The sequence below is a fragment of the Parasynechococcus sp. genome, assembly GCF_042954245.1.
In the GTDB taxonomy this organism is placed as follows: Bacteria; Cyanobacteriota; Cyanobacteriia; order PCC-6307; family Cyanobiaceae; genus Parasynechococcus.
Genome location: NZ_JBGKDP010000224.1, coordinates 1 through 20,428, shown reverse-complemented (window position 1 = coordinate 20,428; position 20,428 = coordinate 1). Strand labels below are relative to the sequence as shown.

General features: G+C 60.7%; 25 protein-coding genes. 13 read left to right on the top strand and 12 right to left on the bottom strand.

The window, feature by feature from the left end; all coding sequences use genetic code 11:
* The 3 genes from ACGVJ8_RS10265 to ACGVJ8_RS10255 form a co-directional block, all read right to left on the bottom strand.
* Positions 1-244: peptide-methionine (S)-S-oxide reductase (locus tag ACGVJ8_RS10265; RefSeq protein WP_392347798.1), on the bottom strand; the 244-nt coding region annotated here is incomplete at its 3' end.
* Positions 245-883: 639 nt separating this feature from the next.
* Complete coding sequence (locus ACGVJ8_RS10260; RefSeq protein WP_011364125.1) at positions 884-1,147, bottom strand: hypothetical protein; 264 nt, start codon at positions 1,145-1,147, stop codon at positions 884-886.
* Between the two features lie 67 nt (positions 1,148-1,214).
* Positions 1,215-2,978, bottom strand: coding sequence for an ABC transporter ATP-binding protein (locus ACGVJ8_RS10255; protein WP_392347795.1), 1,764 nt, complete (start codon positions 2,976-2,978; stop codon positions 1,215-1,217).
* 151 nt (positions 2,979-3,129) lie between these two features.
* On the opposite strand from ACGVJ8_RS10255, the gene trpD reads away from it, so the two are divergent.
* The 8 genes from trpD to ACGVJ8_RS10215 all read left to right on the top strand — a co-directional run bounded on the left by trpD (position 3,130) and on the right by ACGVJ8_RS10215 (position 13,148).
* On the top strand, positions 3,130-4,176 hold the full coding sequence (gene trpD, locus ACGVJ8_RS10250) for an anthranilate phosphoribosyltransferase (RefSeq protein WP_392347793.1): 1,047 nt from the start codon (positions 3,130-3,132) through the stop codon (positions 4,174-4,176).
* A 7-nt stretch (positions 4,177-4,183) separates the two neighbouring features.
* Positions 4,184-5,344 (top strand): glutamine-hydrolyzing carbamoyl-phosphate synthase small subunit, encoded by a 1,161-nt coding sequence (carA, locus tag ACGVJ8_RS10245; protein WP_392347791.1) that lies wholly within the window; start codon positions 4,184-4,186, stop codon positions 5,342-5,344.
* 42 nt (positions 5,345-5,386) lie between these two features.
* On the top strand, positions 5,387-5,776 hold the full coding sequence (locus ACGVJ8_RS10240; RefSeq protein WP_392347808.1) for an STAS domain-containing protein: 390 nt from the start codon (positions 5,387-5,389) through the stop codon (positions 5,774-5,776).
* Positions 5,773-6,183 carry a Mini-ribonuclease 3 gene (locus ACGVJ8_RS10235; protein WP_392347789.1) on the top strand — a complete coding sequence of 137 codons (411 nt, stop codon included), beginning with the start codon at positions 5,773-5,775 and terminating at the stop codon, positions 6,181-6,183. The genes ACGVJ8_RS10240 and ACGVJ8_RS10235 overlap by 4 nt, the downstream gene beginning before the upstream one ends.
* 16 nt (positions 6,184-6,199) lie before the next feature.
* Positions 6,200-7,753 carry a 23S rRNA (guanosine(2251)-2'-O)-methyltransferase RlmB gene (gene rlmB / locus ACGVJ8_RS10230; RefSeq protein ID WP_392347787.1) on the top strand — a complete coding sequence of 518 codons (1,554 nt, stop codon included), beginning with the start codon at positions 6,200-6,202 and terminating at the stop codon, positions 7,751-7,753.
* 57 nt (positions 7,754-7,810) lie between these two features.
* Positions 7,811-8,056, top strand: a complete 246-nt coding sequence (locus ACGVJ8_RS10225; RefSeq protein ID WP_038555362.1) for a DUF1816 domain-containing protein — start codon at positions 7,811-7,813, stop codon at positions 8,054-8,056.
* Between the two features lie 28 nt (positions 8,057-8,084).
* Positions 8,085-9,560, top strand: a complete 1,476-nt coding sequence (gatA, locus tag ACGVJ8_RS10220) for an Asp-tRNA(Asn)/Glu-tRNA(Gln) amidotransferase subunit GatA (RefSeq protein ID WP_392347784.1) — start codon at positions 8,085-8,087, stop codon at positions 9,558-9,560.
* A 69-nt stretch (positions 9,561-9,629) separates the two neighbouring features.
* Positions 9,630-13,148, top strand: a complete 3,519-nt coding sequence (locus ACGVJ8_RS10215; protein WP_392347782.1) for a DNA polymerase III subunit alpha — start codon at positions 9,630-9,632, stop codon at positions 13,146-13,148.
* Between the two features lie 35 nt (positions 13,149-13,183).
* On the opposite strand, the gene ACGVJ8_RS10210 is transcribed toward ACGVJ8_RS10215, so the two are convergent.
* The 3 genes from ACGVJ8_RS10210 to ruvA are packed head-to-tail and all read right to left on the bottom strand — an operon-like array spanning position 13,184 to position 14,559.
* On the bottom strand, positions 13,184-13,576 hold the full coding sequence (locus tag ACGVJ8_RS10210) for a PAM68 family protein (RefSeq protein WP_392347780.1): 393 nt from the start codon (positions 13,574-13,576) through the stop codon (positions 13,184-13,186).
* Between the two features lie 12 nt (positions 13,577-13,588).
* Positions 13,589-13,858: a 30S ribosomal protein S15 gene (gene rpsO / locus ACGVJ8_RS10205; RefSeq protein ID WP_392347778.1), complete on the bottom strand. Its 270-nt coding sequence runs from the start codon at positions 13,856-13,858 to the stop codon at positions 13,589-13,591.
* Between the two features lie 56 nt (positions 13,859-13,914).
* Entirely contained in the window at positions 13,915-14,559 is a 645-nt protein-coding gene (ruvA, locus tag ACGVJ8_RS10200) for a Holliday junction branch migration protein RuvA (RefSeq protein WP_392347806.1), read from the bottom strand.
* 22 nt (positions 14,560-14,581) lie between these two features.
* Between ruvA and ACGVJ8_RS10195 the strand changes: the two genes are divergently transcribed.
* Positions 14,582-15,043 (top strand): hypothetical protein, encoded by a 462-nt coding sequence (locus ACGVJ8_RS10195; RefSeq protein ID WP_392347776.1) that lies wholly within the window; start codon positions 14,582-14,584, stop codon positions 15,041-15,043.
* A 3-nt stretch (positions 15,044-15,046) separates the two neighbouring features.
* On the opposite strand, the gene ACGVJ8_RS10190 is transcribed toward ACGVJ8_RS10195, so the two are convergent.
* Positions 15,047-15,937, bottom strand: a complete 891-nt coding sequence (locus ACGVJ8_RS10190; RefSeq protein WP_392347774.1) for a DMT family transporter — start codon at positions 15,935-15,937, stop codon at positions 15,047-15,049.
* A gap of 53 nt (positions 15,938-15,990) precedes the next feature.
* On the opposite strand from ACGVJ8_RS10190, the gene dnaG reads away from it, so the two are divergent.
* Genes dnaG through ACGVJ8_RS10175 form a run of 3 tightly spaced genes read left to right on the top strand, consistent with a single transcriptional unit; the run spans position 15,991 to position 18,648 of the window.
* Positions 15,991-18,039 carry a DNA primase gene (dnaG, locus tag ACGVJ8_RS10185; RefSeq protein ID WP_392347772.1) on the top strand — a complete coding sequence of 683 codons (2,049 nt, stop codon included), beginning with the start codon at positions 15,991-15,993 and terminating at the stop codon, positions 18,037-18,039.
* 55 nt (positions 18,040-18,094) lie between these two features.
* Complete coding sequence (locus ACGVJ8_RS10180) at positions 18,095-18,352, top strand: hypothetical protein (protein ID WP_392347804.1); 258 nt, start codon at positions 18,095-18,097, stop codon at positions 18,350-18,352.
* Entirely contained in the window at positions 18,352-18,648 is a 297-nt protein-coding gene (locus ACGVJ8_RS10175) for a hypothetical protein (RefSeq protein WP_392347770.1), read from the top strand. Before ACGVJ8_RS10180 ends, ACGVJ8_RS10175 begins: the two co-directional genes overlap by 1 nt.
* A gap of 21 nt (positions 18,649-18,669) precedes the next feature.
* Here the strand turns inward: ACGVJ8_RS10175 and ACGVJ8_RS10170 are convergent, their stop codons facing one another.
* Positions 18,670-18,756 carry a DUF4113 domain-containing protein gene (locus ACGVJ8_RS10170; RefSeq protein WP_392347802.1) on the bottom strand — a complete coding sequence of 29 codons (87 nt, stop codon included), beginning with the start codon at positions 18,754-18,756 and terminating at the stop codon, positions 18,670-18,672.
* A gap of 12 nt (positions 18,757-18,768) precedes the next feature.
* Positions 18,769-19,179 (bottom strand): hypothetical protein, encoded by a 411-nt coding sequence (locus ACGVJ8_RS10165; RefSeq protein WP_392347768.1) that lies wholly within the window; start codon positions 19,177-19,179, stop codon positions 18,769-18,771.
* A gap of 86 nt (positions 19,180-19,265) precedes the next feature.
* Here ACGVJ8_RS10165 and ACGVJ8_RS10160 point away from each other — a divergent pair, with 86 nt between their 5' ends.
* A complete protein-coding gene (locus ACGVJ8_RS10160) occupies positions 19,266-19,655 on the top strand; it encodes a hypothetical protein (RefSeq protein ID WP_392347766.1) in 390 nt (129 codons plus the stop codon).
* Here the strand turns inward: ACGVJ8_RS10160 and ACGVJ8_RS10155 are convergent.
* From ACGVJ8_RS10155 to ACGVJ8_RS10145, 3 genes are all read right to left on the bottom strand, one after another.
* A complete protein-coding gene (locus ACGVJ8_RS10155; protein WP_392347764.1) occupies positions 19,624-19,866 on the bottom strand; it encodes a 2OG-Fe(II) oxygenase in 243 nt (80 codons plus the stop codon). The two genes, ACGVJ8_RS10160 and ACGVJ8_RS10155, sit on opposite strands and share 32 nt — an antisense overlap.
* Positions 19,867-19,884: 18 nt before the next feature.
* Positions 19,885-20,019 (bottom strand): hypothetical protein, encoded by a 135-nt coding sequence (locus tag ACGVJ8_RS10150; RefSeq protein ID WP_392347762.1) that lies wholly within the window; start codon positions 20,017-20,019, stop codon positions 19,885-19,887.
* A gap of 230 nt (positions 20,020-20,249) precedes the next feature.
* A partial coding sequence (locus ACGVJ8_RS10145; protein WP_392347800.1) for a 23S rRNA (pseudouridine(1915)-N(3))-methyltransferase RlmH occupies positions 20,250-20,428 on the bottom strand: 179 nt, incomplete at its 5' end.

The window sequence follows — 20,428 nt, the reverse complement described above, 5'->3', positions numbered from 1 at the left end:
TGCCGGAGCAGACCTGGTTGTAGGTCGGTTGCTCGATTTGGCCGCCCGCGTAGCCCACGGCAGTGCTCACCACCCCTGGGAGTCGCCAAAACCCTTTTTCAGCACCCCAGAAGCACCCACAGGCAAAGATTGCTTCCTCCTGGTCGGCCATCAGTGGGGCCTTCAGCGGTGTTCCCAACACAGCGTGCGTTGCCGGTGCAGATGATTCAGCGCCGCCGCGGGGAGACAGCCAGGAAGGAAACATGTTGATTGCGTTGATCCGCAGAGCTTAGGCAGTTGATTCAACGCTGTGATGCTGCCGTGTAGAGGGCAATCAATGAATTCTCAGTGATTGCTCCCCCAAGTGAAGGATACAAAGGAACGAATCAAAAGTTGTATTGAAGAGTGGTTCTTCTTTGAACAATGTTCAGCAGAAAGGTGTTGGTTCTTTTGTCAGCAGTTTTCAGCTTGAATGGTGCTGTTGCTGAGCCGTCTCGAAGCGAGTCTGCGTGTCAGGCCCATTTGGCTGTTGACACCATTGAGACTGTCATCAGGGGTGGAGAAGATTTTGCTAATGGCTGGAACATGGCCAGAAAGAAAGACGAATTTGATGGATCAATGAATTGCAAGCAATTGTGTTGATTAAGGAAGGTGTTTCTGATAAAGAAAAACAGGCTGTTAATTCTATTGAACCAGACATAGCTCCTGCGCCAGGAATGTCTGCTGCCAATCGCTGTGCAGGATGGAATGAGCTTCTGGTGATGGCCGACCAAGGAACAGTGGTCTCGTCCTGCGGAACCTCCACCATGCGAATTTCAATTAGCAAGCTATCCATGCTTCCTAGGTCTCGGAGCAACCGTTCCGGACGTGTTGATATGCCCTCATTTCTTGTTGCCGTGGATGCTTAGGACGCGTTGGCTTCCCCCTCAACCGGGTTGAGCTGGATGTGATTCAGCAGCGTTGTGACGAAGGCGAAGAGCAGAAACGGCAGGCTGAGCACCAAAATCAGCCCCACTCCCACTAGCGCAAACACCGGTCGCGACGAGCCCATTAGGGCAAGCCCCGCAGCAAGGCTCACAAAAATGACGGCCATCCAGGCCAGCACCTGTCCATAAATATCGCCAAAGGTGAGCGTGCAGCGCACCGCAAAAGGGGATCCGCTGGTCATAAGCAAGGAATTTCCTTCACAGCTAAGCCACGGACGTTGGAGTTGTCAGAAACCATCCGGAGATTCTTTAGGAAGCCAACGCATCCAGTTGTTGCGATGCCTGCTGACGCTGCCAAAGACGTTTGTACACACCCGGCTGTTGGATCAAGGCGTTGTGGTGTCCCTGCTGAACGATGCGTCCGTTCTCCATCACCAGGATGCGATCACAGGCCGCTGCGGCTGAAAGTTGATGGCTGATCATCACGATGGTCCGATCATCCTGAGCTCGGATCGAATCCAAAATCGCCGCCGCCGTGTTGTTGTCAACGCTGGCCAAGGCGTCATCGAGGATCAACACCGGCGCTGACATCAGCAAGGCCCGGCCTAGGGCTGTGCGTTGACGTTGACCACCACTCAACGTGATGCCGCGTTCCCCAACGATGGTTCCGAAACCATCGGGAAAGCCCTTCACGTCATCAGCCAGACGGGCTTGCTCTGCCGCCAGCTCAACCCGCTGCTCACTGGCGTCAGGGTCGCCGTAGCGAAGGTTGTCTGCCAGGGTGCTGGTGAACAGAAAGCCCTCCTGGGGAACGATTGCCACGTCACGGCGCAACGTTTTCAACGGCATCTGGGTGACATCCATGCCATCCAGGAATAGTTGTCCCGGTTCCAGGGGAACCATGCGACCAAATGCCCGAGCCAGGGTGGTCTTGCCGCAGCCCACGGCCCCCACAACGGCCACCAACTCCCCTGGCTCGATGCAGAAGCTCAGGCCAGTGAGAGTGCTCTGCTCCGCGCCTTGGTATTGGACCGTCAGGCCGCGGGCTTCAAAACACCCCCGGCGTTCACTCGTTGGATGGGGCTGAACATCAGAGGGATCAGGGTCCTTGATCTCTGGTTCCCGTTTCAGCAATTCCTCCACCCGCTCGAGGCTCACCTGGCCGGTCTGGAAGGTGTTGAGCGTGAATCCCAGTAGTGCCGTTGGGAAGACAAGCTGCTCCACATAAAGGATCAGGGCCACCAGTCCTCCAATGCTCAGACGACCAGCTTCGAGTTGCCCGCTGCCGATGGCCAGCAGCAAAAGAACAGAGAGGGAGGAAATGCCCTGAAGCAGCGGGAACAGAGTGCTTTGTGTTCGCGCCAGCCGAATGGCGCTGTCGCGGTAGCGGCGGTTGCGTGTGGCGAAGGCCTCCTGTTCTGCCCCCTCCTGGCCGTAGATCTTGATGGCCCCGATCCCCGAGAGATCCTCCTGAATCAGGTTGCTCAGGGCGGAGAGTTCTTCCTGCTGCGCGCGCTTTTGACGCATCATGCGCCCACCGAATAAGCGCACTGTGCTGAGCATCATGGGGTAGAGCCCGACGGCAGCCAGGGTCAGCCACGGATCGACGGCTAACATCGCGGGCAGCGTCAGCGCATAGGCCAGAAGCGTGTTGGTCACGCTGAGAATCGCGAATCCGAGCAGGCGCCGGATGTTTTCCACATCGCTGGTGGAGCGACTGATCACTTCACCGCTGCCCTTGCTCTGAATCCAATCGGGTTCCTGGCGGAGCATGTGCTCGAACAGGCGCTGACGCAGATCCACTTCCACCTGCCGACCCACTCCGAAGATGAGTTGACGCGAGGCCAGCCGGATCACGCCCATGATGCTGGCGAGCAGCACAACCCATCCCGCCTGGCGCAGGACTCCGGCGTAACTGAATCCCTCCTGCAGCTCGTCCACAACGCTGCGCACTTCCATCGGGATCGTGACCCGTAGAACGTTGACCACCACCAAGGCGATGGCTCCCAGCAGCACCGTGCGGCGATGGGGACGCAGATAGCGGCCGATCAGATCGAGACGAAGGGCGGCCATGCGAGCTCGTGGGTCCCGTTGGAAGGTCAACCTAGGCATCCGGCTTCAACGGCTGGTCGTTCGCCGCTGATCTGAGTGATAGTGGGCCTGTCCCCATCATCTGGCCCTGCGTGCTTCGCACCCCGGGTTTTTTACTGCCAGCTTCCCCTCCATGTCTTCAGACCCGCGTTCCTGGTCCGGTTGCTTGGACCATTTGCTGCAGGGCAACAACCTCAGCTCCGATGAGGTTGTTGCCCTGATGCGTGCCTGGCTGGCTGAAGAGCTCGAACCCGTGCAGACCGGGGCGTTTCTGGCTGGACTGAGGGCCAAAGGGATGGTGGCCGATGAGCTGGCGGCCATGGCGGCTGTCCTTCGCGATGCCTGCCCCCTTCCCTGCGCCCGGCCCGATCTGGCTATGGTCGACACCTGCGGCACTGGAGGTGACGGTGCAGACACCTTCAACATCTCCACGGCGGTCGCCTTCACCGCCGCGGCTTGCGGTGTCAATGTGGCCAAGCATGGCAACCGCAGCGCCAGCGGCAAGGTGGGTTCAGCCGATGTGCTCGAGGGGCTCGGCCTCAACCTCAAGGCACCGTTGACCAAGGTGGTGGAGGCTTTGCCGGAAACCGGTGTCACCTTCCTGTTCGCTCCCGCCTGGCATCCAGCTCTTGTGAATCTGGCGCCGCTGCGACGCACCCTGGGGGTGCGCACGGTGTTCAACCTGTTGGGCCCCCTGGTCAATCCGCTGCAGCCCCAGGCGCAGGTTCTGGGCGTGGCGCGTCCGGAACTTCTCGACCCCATGGCGGGCGCTCTGCAGCAATTGGGCTTGAGCCGTGCCGTCGTGGTTCACGGCGCTGGAGGCCTCGATGAGGCTTCGTTGGCGGGACCCAATGTCTTGCGTTTGATCGAATCCGGGGGCATCACCACAAAGGAGGTTTCCCCTGAAGACCTGGGCCTGACCCGTGCCGGTCTCGATCTGCTGCGCGGTGGTGACTGCACGGTGAACCAGCAGATCCTTCAGAACGTTCTGCAGGGGCAGGGATCCCTGGCACAGACGGAGGTGGTGGCCTTCAACACAGCACTGGTGCTCTGGGCTGCCGGGCTGCAAAGCGATCTGCCGGCTGCTGTTGCTCAGACTGTGACCGTTCTCAACCAAGGCAAGGCCTGGGACAAGCTTGTGGCTCTGCGGGATGCGCTGTCCGACGGAGATGGAGAATGAATGAGTGATGACCTGCGGCGGCCCTTTGATGCCCGATTCCCCATCAGACAAGGCCTATCTCGTCCTTGCCGATGGCACGGTTCTCACCGGTGTCGGCTTCGGCCATCGCGGCACCACCATCGGTGAGGTGGTGTTCAACACCGGCGTGACCGGATACCAGGAGGTGCTGACAGACCCCTCCTATGCCGGACAGTTGGTAAACTTCACCTATCCCGAACTCGGCAACACCGGGGTAAATGCTGACGATCAAGAAGCTGATCGCCCCCATGCCCGTGGCGTGATTGCCCGCCAGCTGGCCCCATTGCCCAGCAACTGGCGCTGTGAACAGCCCCTCGAGAGCTGGATGCAGACCCATCAGCTGGTGGGCATCAGCGGTTTGGACACCCGTGCCTTGGTGCACCATCTGCGTGAAGTGGGGGCCATGAATGGCGTGATCAGCAGTGACGGCCAGACTCCGGCGCAGTTGCTGGAGCTCCTGAAGCAGGCCCCGTCGATGCAGGGGCTGAACCTGGCGGACCGCGTCACCACCCGTGAGCCCTACCAGTGGAATCAGGCCTGCAGTGTTGGCTTCGATCAGCGTTTGCAGCGCCACAGCGACGCGCCCTTCCGCGTTGTCGCCATCGATTTCGGCATCAAGCGCGCCATTCTCGATCGACTGGTCGCCCATGGCTGTGATGTCACGGTTCTGCCGGCAGACACGGATCTGGCCACGGTTCTCTCCCATCGCCCGGATGGTGTCTTTCTGTCCAACGGTCCTGGCGACCCAGCAGCGGTAACTCACGGGATTGCCCTGGCCAAGCTGTTGCTGGAGCAATCCGAGCTACCCCTGTTTGGCATCTGTTTGGGCCATCAGATTCTTGGTCTGGCCCTGGGCGGAGAGACGTTCAAGCTGTCCTATGGCCATCGCGGTTTGAACCATCCCTGTGGCACCACAGGCCAGGTTGAAATCACCAGTCAGAACCACGGCTTTGCCCTCTCCGCCGATTCGCTGGATTCAGACGTCATTGACGTCACCCACTTCAATCTGAACGACCGCACCGTTGCAGCGATTGCCCACCGTCAAAAGCCTGTTTTCGGGGTGCAATACCACCCGGAAGCGAGTCCGGGCCCTCATGACGCCGACTATCATTTTGCCCGCTTTATGACGCTGATGGCCGATCGCCGTTGATGAGGTGGTAGCCAACGCTCAGCATCACTACACTTCGTGCCGATGATGCCTGGGGGGCTTGATCCCATCAGCGAATTGCAGCGACTAACCGTCTCTCTCCGGGGCGGATTCGAACAGAAAAATGGCTGTCTAGTGTTTCATTTCACCGGTCAGCTGGATGCCTACTCCGAGAAGCAGTTCATGGAGTACGTGGGCGATGTTTTGAAGGCAAACAAGCTTCCGTCTGTTCTCGATCTCAGCAAGATCGATTTCCTCGATTCATCCGGCCTTGGGGCGCTGGTGCAGCTTGCCAAGCAATACACGGATGCCAAGCGGTCGTTTCTGCTGGTGGGGAACTCCAGGGTGACGCAGACGATCAAGTTGGTGCGTCTTGAGGAGTTCCTTCATCTGGTTGAGGATCTGACCACAGCCATGAACCAGTTAGCCGCTTGAGCGATTGGATTAGAAGCCAGTATCCCAGGGACATCAACGAACAGCTGGGGCCATTGCAACTGGCTTGGATTGGCGATGCCGTGTGGGAGCTGCATCAACGGCTGCGCCATGGAGCGAGGCCTGGACGCTCTGATCAATTGCATCGGGCTGTTGTGGCCGATGTTCGTGCGGACGCCCAGTCCCGCTTGCTGAGCTGGCTGGAAGACCGTGAACTCCTCAGTTCAGAGGAACTCGATCTGGTGCGTCGGGGCCGCAACAGTGCCGGTCGGGGTCCACGGCGCGCGGACGCTGCTGTTTATGGAAGGGCCACAGGGTTTGAGACAATGGTGGGCTGGCTGTTTCTGAACAATCCAGCCCGGCTTGCGGAGCTCTTCGATCACTTGGAGCAAGCCGGATCCAACCCATAACGTTGCCTCGCACACCATGAGCCCTCGCTTTGAACGCCGCTCCAGCGGCCCGTCCCGCGATGGCCGTTCGGGGCCAGGAGGGAGTGGGAGCGGTCGACCACCAGGAGGCAGGCCGCCCAGTGGACCCGCATCCGCTGGCAGCTCCTCGATGGGGCGCTTGGATAATGGTCGCCCCATGCCCAGCAACCGCCGTTCCGATGGCGGTCGTTCCCCTTATGCCAAACCTGAGCGTGATGGCGGGGGTTATCGCGAACGACGCGCTCCACGGGATGCAGGCTGGGAACAGTCGCGAGGTGGTGATCGACCCGGCAATCGGTTTGGTGAGCGCTCTGGGGATCGTTTCGGTGATCGATCCGGAGAACGCTTTGGTGATCGCCCGAGAGAGCAGTTCGGCAACCGTTCCCGTTCCTTCGACCGGGATCAGAACGCCTCCCGTTCGGACTCGCAAAACGAACGCCCAGGGCCTAGACGTTTTCGCGATCGCAACGATCGGTACGGCGACCGCCGTCGCTCCGGGGATGAACGACGCCAACCGTCCCAGCGTTCCAGATCCCGATACGACGAGGGCCGTTCTCAGCGCCCGGATGCAGCACCGGAGGCTGCAGCGGCCACACCCCCAGCGGACGATCTGATTTGGGGGCGTCATGCCACCCAGGCCGCGTTGGAGGCCGGACGACCCATCCATCGCATCTGGTGCACTGCGGAGATGCGCAGCGCCTCCAAATTTCTCCAGCTCCTGCGCGATGCCAAGGCCTCGGGTGTTCTTGTGGAAGAGGTGACCTGGGCTCGGCTGGGACAGATCACAGGTGGTTCCGTTCACCAGGGCATCGCCCTGCAGACGGCGGCGGCGGAAACCCTTGATCTCGATAGCCTCATCGAGGGCTGCTCGGATCTGGGCGAACCCCCGTTGTTGGTGGCCTTGGATGGTGTCACCGACCCCCACAACCTCGGGGCGGTTGTTCGCTCTGCTGAGGCCATGGGAGCCCACGGTGTGGTGATCCCCCAGCGCCGCAGTGCTGGCCTGACCGGTTCCGCCGCCAAGGTGGCCGCCGGAGCCCTGGAACACCTGCCGGTGGCGCGCGTGGTCAACCTCAATCGGTCTCTGGAAAAGCTCAAAGACGCCGGCTACAGGGTGGTGGGCCTTGCCGCTGAAGGGGACGTGACCCTCACCGATGTCGACCTCAGTGGGCCGATGGTGCTGGTCACCGGATCCGAGGACCAGGGCTTGTCGCTGATGACCCAGCGCCATTGCGACCAATTGGTTCGCATCCCGCTGCGGGGCATCACACCAAGCCTTAATGCCTCCGTCGCCACAGCCCTTTGTGTGTACGAAGTGGCACGGCGCAACTGGATGAAGGACATTCACGGCCAAGCGCCGTCGCCGCCGATTCGGAGGCCCAAGCTTGCTGGTGCTGAATCGCCCGTTGAGGCAACTGAGGCGGCTGCTTCCCCTGAACAGCCTGAAGCTCCTGTGGAGAAGGCCCCGGAACAGCGGATTGATCTGGATCTGAATCCATCGCAGCCGGATGCTGCCTTGCTGTTCGATCAGAACATCCAGCTATCTCCCTGAAAACAGTACGGTTTTCCAATATCTCGGGGCACAATGCCTCGAGGTCCTGTTCCTCCCATGAGTCCCCTAATTCGGCCGTTGCGCAGCCTTGCAAATGGCTTTGGAGTCGCTTGGTGGGCTCGTGTTCAGACCTCAGGCCCTGACGTGACCTATTGGTTCGGTCCTTTCATTACCCGCAAGGGGCTGGAGAGCGAGCTCAGTTCCTTCCTGGACGACGTCAAGTCGGAACAACCCCAGTCGATCAGCCACTCCCTGCTGCGGACCCGGCGCTCTGAGCCCCTCACCATCTCAGCTGAGGGCTGATCCTGCGGCTGATAGCGTCCTCCCTGCAATGGATCGCAGGGACATGACGATCAGCGCGTGGCGTCAGCAACTACATAGTGGCGAGATTTCCTCCCGCGAGCTCGTTGATCAGCACCTCAAGCGGCTCGAAAGTTCTGAGCCTTCGCTGAACGCTTTTGTTGAAGTCACGGCCGAGAAAGCCCGTGCTGAGGCGTCCCGCATCGATGAAGCCCGGGCCGCCGGCGTGACGCTCGGCCCCTTGGCGGGATTGCCGCTGGCGATCAAGGACAACCTCTGCACCAAAGGTGTTCGCACAACCTGTTCCAGCCGCATGCTCGAGCAGTTTGTCCCGCCCTACGAATCCACGGTCACCGAGCGGCTTTGGCAAGCCGGAGGTGTGTTGGTGGGCAAGACAAACTTGGATGAGTTCGCCATGGGTGGCTCAACTGAAACGTCCGCGTTTGGTGCCACACAGAACCCCTGGAACACCGCCCATGTGCCGGGTGGAAGCTCCGGTGGCAGTGCAGCGGCCGTCGCCGCCAGCAGTTGCGTCGCTTCGCTTGGTTCCGACACCGGTGGCTCTATCCGCCAACCGGCGTCGTTCTGTGGCGTGGTGGGCCTCAAGCCCACCTACGGCCGCATCAGCCGTTGGGGCCTGGTGGCCTTCGCCAGTTCCCTGGATCAGGTGGGTCCCTTCGCCGGCAGCGTTGCTGACGTGGCCGAACTGCTCCAGGTGATCGCAGGGCCCGACCCCCGCGATTCCACCTGTCTTGATGCCGAGGTTCCCGATTTCAGTGCCGGCTTCAACCAGTCCATCAAGGGGCTCAAGGTGGGGGTGATCAAGGAGTGCTTCGACGCCGAAGGCCTCGATGCCGAGGTAAAAGCGTCGGTGCAGGCCTCTGCTGCTCAGCTGGAGGCTCTTGGCGCTGAACTGGTGGAGGTGAGCTGCCCCCGGTTCAACGACGGCATCGCCACTTACTACGTGATCGCGTCATCGGAGGCGTCGGCCAATCTGGCGCGATACGATGGTGTCAAATACGGCTTCCGCGCCGAAGACGCCGAGAGCCTTGCCGCGATGACGGCGCGAAGCCGTGCTGAAGGTTTTGGCGCCGAGGTGCAACGGCGAATCCTGATCGGCACCTACGCCCTTTCTGCCGGGTATGTCGACGCCTACTACAAAAAAGCGCAGCAGGTGCGCACCCTGATTCGTCGAGATTTTGATGCGGCCTTCCAGAGTGTGGATGTGCTGCTCACGCCAACAGCGCCGTCCACGGCCTTCAAGGCTGGCGCCCACGCCGATGATCCTCTGGCGATGTATCTGGCTGACCTGCTGACGATTCCGGTCAACCTGGCTGGACTCCCGGCCATCAGTGTTCCCTGTGGATTCAGTGCGGCCGGTCTACCGATTGGGATGCAATTGATCGGCAATGTGTTGGATGAACCGCGTCTGCTTCAAGTGGCTCACCAGTACGAGCAGGCTGCCCAGGTGTTTGCGTCACGTCCGGAAGCCGCGCTGGTCCCCTGAGTTGCGCCACATGTGGGGGTTGTGTTCCCCCTGAACGCTGGATCTTGCGTTGGGTCCTAGTCTGAACCCATGGCTTTCGTTCCTCTCCACAACCACAGCGACTACAGCCTTCTTGACGGTGCGTCGCAGTTGCCGGCCATGGTGGAGCGGGCGAAGCAGCTGGGCATGCCTGCCATCGCCCTGACCGATCACGGTGTGATGTACGGTGCGATTGAGCTGCTGAAGCTCTGTCAGAGCACAGATCTCAAGCCGATCATCGGCAATGAGATGTATGTGATCAACGGGTCCATTGACGACCCGCAACCCAAGAAAGAGAAGCGATACCACCTGGTGGTGTTGGCGAAAAATGCCACCGGCTACCGCAATCTGGTGAAGCTCACCAGCATTAGCCACCTGCGGGGGATGCGGGGACGCGGGATCTTCTCCCGTGCCTGCATCGACAAAGAGCTGCTAAAGCAACACAGCGAAGGTCTGATCATCGCCACGGCCTGCCTCGGTGGCGAGATCGCCCAGGCGATTTTGCGTGGTCGCCCCGATGTGGCTCGCAAGGTGGCAGGGTGGTATCAGGAGGTCTTCGGCGACGACTACTACCTCGAGATCCAGGACCATGGATCCCCGGAGGATCGGATCGTCAACGTGGAGATCGTCAAAATTGCCAAGGAACTCGGCATCCAGATCGTTGCGACCAACGATGCCCACTACCTGAGCAAGCAGGACGTTGAAGCCCACGACGCCTTGCTCTGCGTGCTCACCGGCAAGTTGATCACCGATGAGAAGCGGCTGCGTTACACCGGTACCGAATACATCAAAACGGAAGAGGAGATGGGCCTTCTCTTTGGGGATCACCTCGAGCCTGAGGTGGTTGAGGAAGCGATCGCCAACACCGTCAAGGTGGCCGAGAAGGTGGAGCTCTACGACATCCTCGGGCGTTATCAAATGCCCCGCTTCCCCATTCCCGAGGGCCATACCCCCGTCAGCTACCTGAGGGAGGTGACGGAGCAGGGATTGCGGGATCGGCTCGAGCTCAGCCCGGATGCTCCCTTGCCCGACGACTACGCCGAGCGCATGCTCCATGAGCTCAAGATCATGGAGCAGATGGGATTCCCCACCTACTTCCTGGTGGTCTGGGATTACATCCGTTTTGCCCGGGAACAGAACATTCCCGTCGGCCCGGGTCGTGGCTCCGCCGCAGGGTCGCTTGTCGCTTACTGCCTGGGGATCACCAACATTGATCCGATCACCAACTGCCTGCTGTTCGAGCGCTTCCTCAATCCGGAACGCAAGTCGATGCCTGATATCGACACCGACTTCTGCATCGAGCGTCGTGGTGAGGTGATCGACTATGTCACTGAGCGCTACGGCGAGGACAAGGTGGCGCAGATCATCACCTTCAACCGAATGACCTCCAAGGCGGTTTTGAAGGATGTAGCTCGGGTGCTCGATATTCCCTACGGTGATGCCGACCGTCTGGCGAAGCTGATCCCAGTGGTTCGCGGCAAGCCCGCCAAGCTCAAGGTAATGATCGGTGAGGAATCACCCAACCCCGAGTTCCGCGAGAAGTACGAGGCGGATCCAACGGTGAAGCGTTGGGTGGACATGGCGATGCGGATTGAAGGCACCAACAAAACCTTTGGTGTTCATGCAGCTGGTGTGGTCATCGCCGCTGCCCCTCTTGATGAACTAGTGCCGTTGCAGCGCAACAACGACGGTCAGGTGATCACGCAGTACTTCATGGAAGACGTTGAATCCATGGGTCTGTTGAAGATGGATTTCCTAGGGTTGAAGAACCTCACGATGATCGAAAAGACCCTCGAGTTGGTGGAGGTGAGCAGTGGCACCCGTGTCGACCCCGACAAACTGCCGCCTCAGGATGAAGAAACCTTTGCCCTTCTGGCGAGAGGTGATTTGGAGGGGATCTTCCAGTTGGAATCCAGCGGAATGCGGCAGATCGTTCGTGATCTCAAGCCGTCATCGCTGGAAGACATCTCCTCGATCCTTGCCCTCTACAGGCCGGGTCCCCTTGATGCTGGCTTGATTCCCAAATTCATCAACCGCAAGCATGGCCGGGAGGCGATCGATTTCGCCCACGCGATTTTGGAGCCGATCCTGTCAGAGACTTATGGGATCATGGTGTATCAGGAACAGATCATGCGGATCGCGCAGGATCTGGCCGGTTACTCCCTGGGTCAGGCAGACCTGCTCAGGCGGGCGATGGGCAAGAAAAAAGTGTCCGAGATGCAGAAGCATCGCGGCATCTTCGTCCAGGGTGCTGGAGAGCGCGGCGTTGCTGAAAAGGTCGCCGACGAACTGTTCGATCAGATGGTTCTCTTCGCTGAATACTGTTTCAACAAGAGCCATTCCACGGCCTATGGCGCAGTCACTTACCAGACGGCTTACCTGAAAGCGCACTACCCGGTCGCTTACATGGCGGCCCTGCTCACGGTGAATGCCGGAGCCGCCGACAAGGTGCAGCGCTACATCTCCAATTGCAGTGCGATGGGGATTGAGGTGATGCCCCCGGATGTGAATGCCTCGCTCACTGATTTCACCCCCAACGGCGATCGGATCCTGTTCGGACTCTCCGCCGTTCGCAACCTTGGTGATGGTGCGATCCGGCAATTGATCGCTGCCCGCGATAGTGATGGACCTTTCCGCTCCCTGGCGGATCTGTGTGACCGGATCCCTTCTTCGGTGCTCAACCGCCGTGGTCTGGAGTCGTTGATTCACTGCGGTGCCTTGGATACCATGGATCCGCAGGCCAACCGTGCTCAGTTGATGGCTGATCTGGATCTGCTGCTCGACTGGGCCTCCTCACGGGCCAAAGACCGAGACAGCGGCCAGGGTAACCTCTTCGATCTGATGGCTCCTGCCGCCGATGCCAATGGGCCGGAGGATCTCAGCTATGCACCCAAGGCTGCACCGGTGCCAGATTATCCTCCAACCGAAAAGCTTCGTCTCGAAAAAGATCTGGTGGGCTTCTATCTGTCGGATCACCCGCTCAAACAGCTCACGCCCTCGTCGAAGTTGCTGGCGCCCATCGGTCTGGGCTCCCTGGAAGAACAGCTAGATAAAGCCAAGGTGAGTGCCATTGCGATGGTGGCTGAAATGCGCCAAGTTACCACCCGTAAGGGCGATCGTATGGCGATTCTGCAGCTCGAGGATCTCACTGGAAGTTGCGAAGCCGTAGTGTTCCCCAAGAGTTATGCCCGCCTCGCAGATCATCTGATGGCTGAAGCCCGCCTCTTGGTGTGGGCTGGGGTCGATCGACGTGACGAGCGCGTGCAGCTGATCATTGACGACTGCCGTGCCGTTGATGAGCTCAATTTGCTGCTGGTTCAACTCTCCTCCGATCAGGCCAGCGACATCGCCATTCAGCACAAGCTGAGGAAATGCCTGAACCAACATCGCCCCGAGCGGGATGAGCTGGGTGTGAAAGTGCCTGTTGTCGCCGAGGTGTGCCACGGCGACAACGTTCGCTATGTGCGACTTGGCTCCCAGTTCTGCGTCAAAAACGTTGATGCAGCGATCGCGTCACTGCGCACCCAATCGTTTGAAGCCCGCAGCAGCGACCGTCTCGTGCTCTCCTGATCAGGAGAATTTGATCAGGTCTTTGATTACTTTTGCTACTCCTTCTGGGCCCGGATCGACTCCTTCATCCGCTGGATGTTCGGCTTGAAATTCTCGAAGCCGAGCAGAGAACCCGGTTCGGGATCCCAGCTGGCGGTCAACACGCCAACACTGAGGCCCACCAGGCCCAAGAGGAAAAACAGGCCGGATCCCGTAAGCGTGAGGCCAGGAGCGATGTCGGCGATGCCACGGGTGACGACGAAATAACTGCCAACAAAAACTCCCATCCCAGCAAGGGACGGGAGGCCTGTGAACACAGCCACTCGGCGCGTCATTCGATCGGCCACGTAGCGAGGAATGGCTTCATGCCGAGGCGTCCCTGAAGCAGGCTTACTCATCTTCCCAGACCCTTTCGGCTCAAAGGGGAGGGCATTGCGTTGCTCAGGCATGGGGTAGGTCGATCAGCCGCGGATGCCCAGTTTGGCGATCGTGTCGGCGTAGCGTTGTTCGCTTTTGCTGCGCATGTAGCTCAGCAGGCGCTTGCGGCGACCAATCATCTTGAGCAGTCCCTGGCGTGAGGAGAAGTCATGGATGTTGTTCTGCAGGTGGTTGCTGAGACGGCTGATCCGCTCACTCAGCATGGCCACCTGGACCTCGGCAGAACCGGTGTCGGTGCCGTGGGTCTGGTGGGTGTTGATCAGCTGCTGCTTCTTGGTGGTATCAAGCGACATGCGCGGGGGGCGGCCCTGTCAGTGCAAACAATCAGCTTACCTTCGCGTGGGACGGCTCAGGCCGATTCGCGGCTCAGCCATTGCAGGCAGCTCCGCAGCCAGGCGTCCTGGTCGTCTCCCGCAGGTGGTTGGCCATCTGCCCCCTCAGCGATTGCACGGATGGCCCGACGAATTTCCAGATCGTCGTAACCCAGCATCGAGAGGGTGGCTTCCACGTCGGCACTGCTTGCCGGCATCTGCTCCGAGCTGACGCCTTCCGCCAGCGATGGGGCGGGATCCACGCCCGCGAACGAAGCAATTGAAGCCCTGAGTTCCACCGCCAGGCGCTCAGCGGTGCGTTTTCCGATGCCCTGCGCCTTGCAGAGTCGGCGCAGATCACCGCTGCTGATCGCTTCCACCAGCTCCTGGGGCTTGCATTCCTGCATCAGCGCCAGACCCGCCTGGGAGCCCACACCGCTGACGCTGATCAACAGTCGGAACAGATCCCGCTCCTGGCGCAGGGGAAAGCCGTAGAGGCTGCTGCCGTCCTCTCGCTGCACTTGATGAATCCACAGGTTCAGATCGCCATCAGCCGGAAGCTTGTGCTGATGCCGCTCAGTCAGGTGCACCTCATAACCGACCCCACCGCAGAGCAGCAGAACGCCGCTACGATTGCCTTGGGTCCAGTACTCCATCGGTCGTCCTTGCAGCCAGCCGATCATGGGGAGAGGTTTCAACCGCGTCATGTTGCCGCAGCTGTCATTGCCTGTCTCTGCTTTCAAGCGCATTGTGCGCCGTTTGCTTCAGGTGCTGTGCGTTCTATCGATCGTGGTTTCACTGACGGCATGCAATGGATCTCAGCCGCCACGCGCTCTTTTGAATGAAGCGCTGGCCCTGCAGATTCAGCTCACCCAGTCGGCCATTGCCAGCTCCCTCGATCTCACTCCGATGCCCATCGCCCCCAGCGTGAGTCGGGTACGGGTGGAGGATCAGGAAAGCTTTGCCCTGGGTGACGAGCAGGGCCTGAGGATTTCAGGCCGCTTCGATTGGCAACTGCCCGGAGATCGTGTGCAGGTGGATAGCCCGTTTGAGCTGTTTCTGCAGCGTGGCTCCCGTGGTCAGAGTTGGCGCCTGGCCAGGCTTAAGGGTGGATCCGAAGACCGCCAGGCCTGGCTGACTTATCCCTTGGGGTTGGAGAAAGCCTGAGCTCTAACGTCGCGCCGACAGGCTGATCAGGGTGGCGGCCAGCACAAGCATCCCGCCACCCACCTGCCAGACATTGATCGATTCTGCAAACCAAAGCCAGCCCCAGCTAGCGGCAAAGACCACCTGCACGTAGTTAATCGACGTGGCCTGGGCGGCGGGCAGACAGCGCAGGCCCTCGGTCACCCAAATTTGGCCCAGCTGGGTCATCACCCCGACCCCCAGCAACCAGAACCATTCGATGCCCTGGGGCCAGACCCCTTGGTGCAGAACCCAGGGCAGGGTCAGGGGAACCGAGATCATCGGGAAGTAGAGGATGATCACCAACGGATGCTCGGTTTGAGACAGCCGCCGCACACTCACGTAGGCCAGGGCGGTCATCAGAGCGCCACCAATACCGATCAGGGCAGGGATCAGTTGCGTAGGTTGGGCTGTTCCTGTGAGCCACTGCGGTTCCACCACCAGGGTGACGCCGATCCAGCCCAGCAGAACCGCTGCACTGATGCGCCTGCGCAGGGGCTCGCCCAGCAGCAACAGGGCTCCCAAGGCCGTGAAGGTGGGGTAGGTGTACTGGAGCACCGTCGCTGAAGCGAGCGGCAGCTGGTCAATCGCTTCGAAGAAGCACAGCAGGGCCAAGCTGCCTAGCACCCCCCGGGCCAGCAGCAGCCCCCGTCGATGGCCCCACGTGCAGACCCCAGCCAGGCGCAGGCCTACAGCCGTTAGAACGATGCTGATCAGGGCCCGGCACAGCACGATTTCCGCCACCGGAATCCGACTGTTCAGTTGCTTGACGCAGACCGTCATCAGGCTGAAGGCCAGGGAGCTGAGGATCAGGGCACGGCTGCCCCGCACCGATTCCCGGTTCCACCAGGGTTGTGGGTTCTGCGGTTCGGCCATGGCTGTTCTGATGACGGGGTGCACGGAACCCTGCGACTTCGCAGAATGGACCGATGGTGAACGCTCGCCTGCACCCCAGAACGATCGAGGCCGTGAAGGAACGGGCCGACATCGTTGATGTGGTGGGCGAGCACGTGGTGCTCAAGAAGAAGGGACGGGAATTCGTCGGGATCTGTCCGTTCCATGACGACAGCAAACCGTCGATGACGGTGTCGCCCGCCAAGCAGTTCTACTACTGCTTCTCATGTGGTGCTGGCGGCAACTCCATCAAGTTCCTGATGGAGTTCCAGCGCCAGAGCTTCAGCGATGTGGTGCTGGATCTAGCGCGGCGTTATCAGCTGCCGATCGAGACGGTGGATGGTCCGCAGCAGGAACGGCTGCGGCAACAGTTGTCCCGCAGGGACAAGCTGCAACGGGCCCTGGCTCTGGCTGCCGGTTGGTTTCGCAGCCAGTTGATGGCATCCACGGGCGCAGAGGCCCTCAAGTACCTCAATGAGGCCAGAGGGCTTAGCTCCGCTACCCAGGAGACCTTCCAGCTCGGCTATGCGCCGGATCAGTGGGATGGTCTACTGAAGCATCTTCAACAGGTTGAGGGGCTGGCGCCTGAGCTTCTCGAGGCTGCTGGGCTGGTGGTTCCCCGCAAGGGCGGCAACGGGTTTTATGACCGCTTCCGTCATCGGGTCATGGTTCCGATCCATGACCGTCAGGGCCGGGTGATCGGTTTCGGGGGACGCAGCCTTGATGGCAGCGAACCGAAATACCTCAACTCCCCTGAGACCGAAGTGTTCGAGAAGGGAAAGCATCTGTTCGGTCTCGACAAGGCCTCCAATGCCATCCGCAAGGACGACAGGGCTGTGGTGGTGGAGGGCTATTTCGATGTGATTGCCCTGCATGCCGCCGGCATTACCAACGCTGTGGCCTCCCTCGGCACGGCCCTGAGCAGTCAGCAGATCACCCAGTTGTGCCGCGTCAGCGACAGCAAGCGGATCGTTCTGAATTTCGATGCCGACGGCGCCGGTGTCCGTGCAGCCAATCGGGCCATTGGCGAGATGGAACAGCTGGCGATGCAGGGCCAGCTGGAGCTGCGGGTTTTGCACCTTCCTTCAGGGAAGGACCCCGATGAGTTCCTCAAACAGAACGGGGCCGGCGATTACCGCGCTCTGCTCGATCAGGCCCCCCTCTGGCTGGATTGGCAGATCGAGCAGGTGCTGGAGGAGCGCGATCTCAGCCGGGCCGACCAATTCCAACAGGCGGTTACGGCCCTGGTGGGGCTGCTGGGCAAACTCCCCCAGTCCGCCGTGCGCACCCACTACCTCCAACGGGTGGCGGAGCGCCTCAGTGGTGGCCAAGGACGCCTGGCGCTCCAGCTCGAGGACGACCTGCGCCAGCAGGTGAAGGGCCAGCGTTGGCATGGGCGCTCCAACCGTCATGAGCAGCCCAGTGAATCCGGGCAGCGGGAGCACTGTGAGGCCGATCTGCTGCGGCTTTATCTGCATTGCCCTCGGCATCGGGCCACGATTCGCCAGGAACTGCGCAAACGCGAACTGGAGGATTTCGCCATTCCCCATCACCGCCATCTCTGGGCGGCCATCACGGATCTGGAGGAGACCAATCTGGGTGAGGGGCGCATGGAGTCGATCAGCCGCTGCGATGACGACGGCGAGGGTCTGGATCTCATCGATCTGCCTCGCTTGCTTACCGATCAACTGTTGCTGGAGAGCAATACGCTGGTGTCCCGCTTGACGCCTCTGCTGGAGCCCGGTGAATTGCAGCGTGTTGCCCTGGCAGAGCCGCTGGAGCAGCTGCGGGGCATTGCTGCTCTGCTGGAGCGGCAGAAAAGCTTGAAGCGCTGCCGGCACCTGTTGGAGGCCTGGGGCGGCCAGTGTCTGCAAACCCTGGAATCCTGCATCGCTGTACTGATTGATCAGGAGGCTTCGTCAGATCAGGCCTCCGTGGATATGGAGGTGCGGGTTCAGGCCCTCTTCGATGACCTCAACCGTGATGCGCTGCGCTATCAGGAGCTCTATTACACCGAGAGAAAACACATTGGCCATCTGGATCAACAACGTTGCGCCAGTTACACCGTTCCCCCGGCCGCCTGAGCCATGGGCTCGTGGTTTGGGCAAACTGCAACAGGATCTGTTCCTCGAGCTGAAGATGTCTGAATTCTTCGAAACGATCTGGCACGGCGAGGGCGTCGGCGACGGCGGCGATCTGGAGGAAGCGCTGCAGGCCTACGTCGCGGTGAAGCCGGAGGAGGGGGATTGGGTTGAGGCTTGCGCCGCCGAGGGGGCCGACCCCGTGGTCGAGCGGTTCGCCTCGTTTGAGACCTATCTCGATAATGCCGATCCGCTTGAGCGCATTGCCGTCACCCCGCAGATGATCAGCGAAGCCCTTGCGTTGTTGCCGTCCTGATGACTGATTCGCAGCTTGATTTCGCCGCGCTCGATCCGGTCAACCATCTCTGGCCGGTTTTCGTGGAGCGTCTGGGTTCCAAGAAAGTCCAGCGGGCTGTTCGTCAGGCACTGGATCTACAGGGCATGCGCGGGCACCAGGGCACCCTGCCGGTGCTGTTCACTGAAACCGGAGGATTGGCACTGGCCAGCACCGATCTGGTGCGGGAGCAGACGGGCCTCAACGCCCACGGTGAGCGGATGGTGTTGCTGCTCAGCACCCGTGAGCAGGTCATTCAGTTGCTGCAGGAGGTCTGAGGCCTGTCTTGATTGCGGTGATCAAGCCCTCACCACCGGCAGATCCTGCAGACGGATGGTGGCGGCGCGGCTGAGTTGCTCACGCCGCATCAACCAACTGGGCTGCAGTCCGCAACCGGCTCATTGTAGGGTTCCACGCCTGTAACGCCGATTGATTCGCTCGATGGTCTGCATCAGGCACTCCCATTTCTGCTGCTCCTCACTCATCGGCACCATCAGATGGGTCTGCAGGATGTCGTGGCTCTGCAAGTGCTGCCTCAGCACGCCGGCCTTGGTCAGTTGACGGTGGGGGCGAAAGATCCGTGCCACCAAGGGGCGTGCCACTTGCAGCAGCACAGCCGTGTCATTGCTCGGTAGGTCCAGCTGCGTGCTGGTGGGATGCCGGATAAACTGTTCCTTGAAGTCGATCCCCACATCGACGTAGTCATCGGCGGGGGACGGGAAACCAGCGGCGATGCGTTCCCCAGTCAGGGGCAGGGTGAGCTGACTGCGCTTGGGTTGCAGGGGAAGCGGCCTGTGTTGGAGCTCCACGGCAGCAACAGCTGGCTAAATAGTACGTATGCACTTCTTCTTGTAGGGGAGGATCCGGTGAGGATGGTGGTCTTCGAAATCTTGTGTTGGCTGACTCCCCTTACCTCGTGGCTATGGCGCTGATCAATCAGCAGGGTCGGCGCGCCCTGCCCCTGGGGGGACGGTCTCAGAAAGAGGTGGCTCCGCAGGGTGAGGCTCCGGAGGCGTTGGGCCAAGTCCTGGTGCTGGAGCTGCTGCTGCGGGTGTGGCAGCGCAGTGATCAGGGTGTTCTGCAGCGTGCGGCTGGAGCCGACAGCCTGCTGCTGATGGAGCTGCCGATGGAACGGCTGCCGGAGGACCTGCCCAGGCTCAAGGCGGACTGGTTGAACACGGGGGATACGGCTGCGTTCAAAGCGGGATTGCAGGCTTTCTCCCCGCGGGCCTGGACGATTTCGATCGAAAAATTCAAGCCGGTGGCTCTGCAGCCGTTGTGGTGAGGGGCGCTTGCTCCCAGATGTTCACGGCCACAGAATAGCGCTCGCCTTCGAACGGGTTGATCCTATGCAGGATGCCGGGAGAGAGCAGCACCAGGCGGTTCACCACCGGTGGGATTGAGATCACCGAGCGGAACGTGGGTAACGGCTCCTGGTATCCGTTCTCGATCGGAGGGTTGTCGGCCGCCAGCAGTTCGCCGCCAGCGCAGCTCACGCGGGGTTGGAATGCAGCTTATAGCAACGGCAGCACGAAACGGCCGCCGCGTTGGCCTTCCAGCTCGTCCTTGTCGATGTGCCAGTCGAGATCGTTGTTGGTGTTGCACCACCACTCGACTCCAGCCCGCTTGGGGGCGAACGGTATTGCCATCGGGAGCAGGGCTTCGTCGAGGCGGCGATCGACGACGGCTTACTGAGCGGCTGCGTGGATGGAGCGGGGAGATCCGATCTCAGGTCGCCATCTGAACTGAGCATCGCCGTCGTGTTCCTCCTTGAGCCGCCCATGGATGTCGCAGAGGTCGCATAGGTCCTGGAGGGCAGAAGGTTGTCGATGACGTGCAGCATGGTCGAGGCTGAGAGATCAGCGGCCATCGCCGAGCCCTAGGCGCGGTGATAGGGGCTGCCTTGGACAATCGCCTGGGCTCGGAACAGTTGTTCCACGAGCATCAGCCGCGCCAGTTCGTGGGGAAAGGTCATCGGGGAGAGGCTTAGACGCCATTGGGCCTGCGCCTTGAGCTCAGCGGTCAGACCGTCGGCTCCACCAATCACAAAGGCCAGCC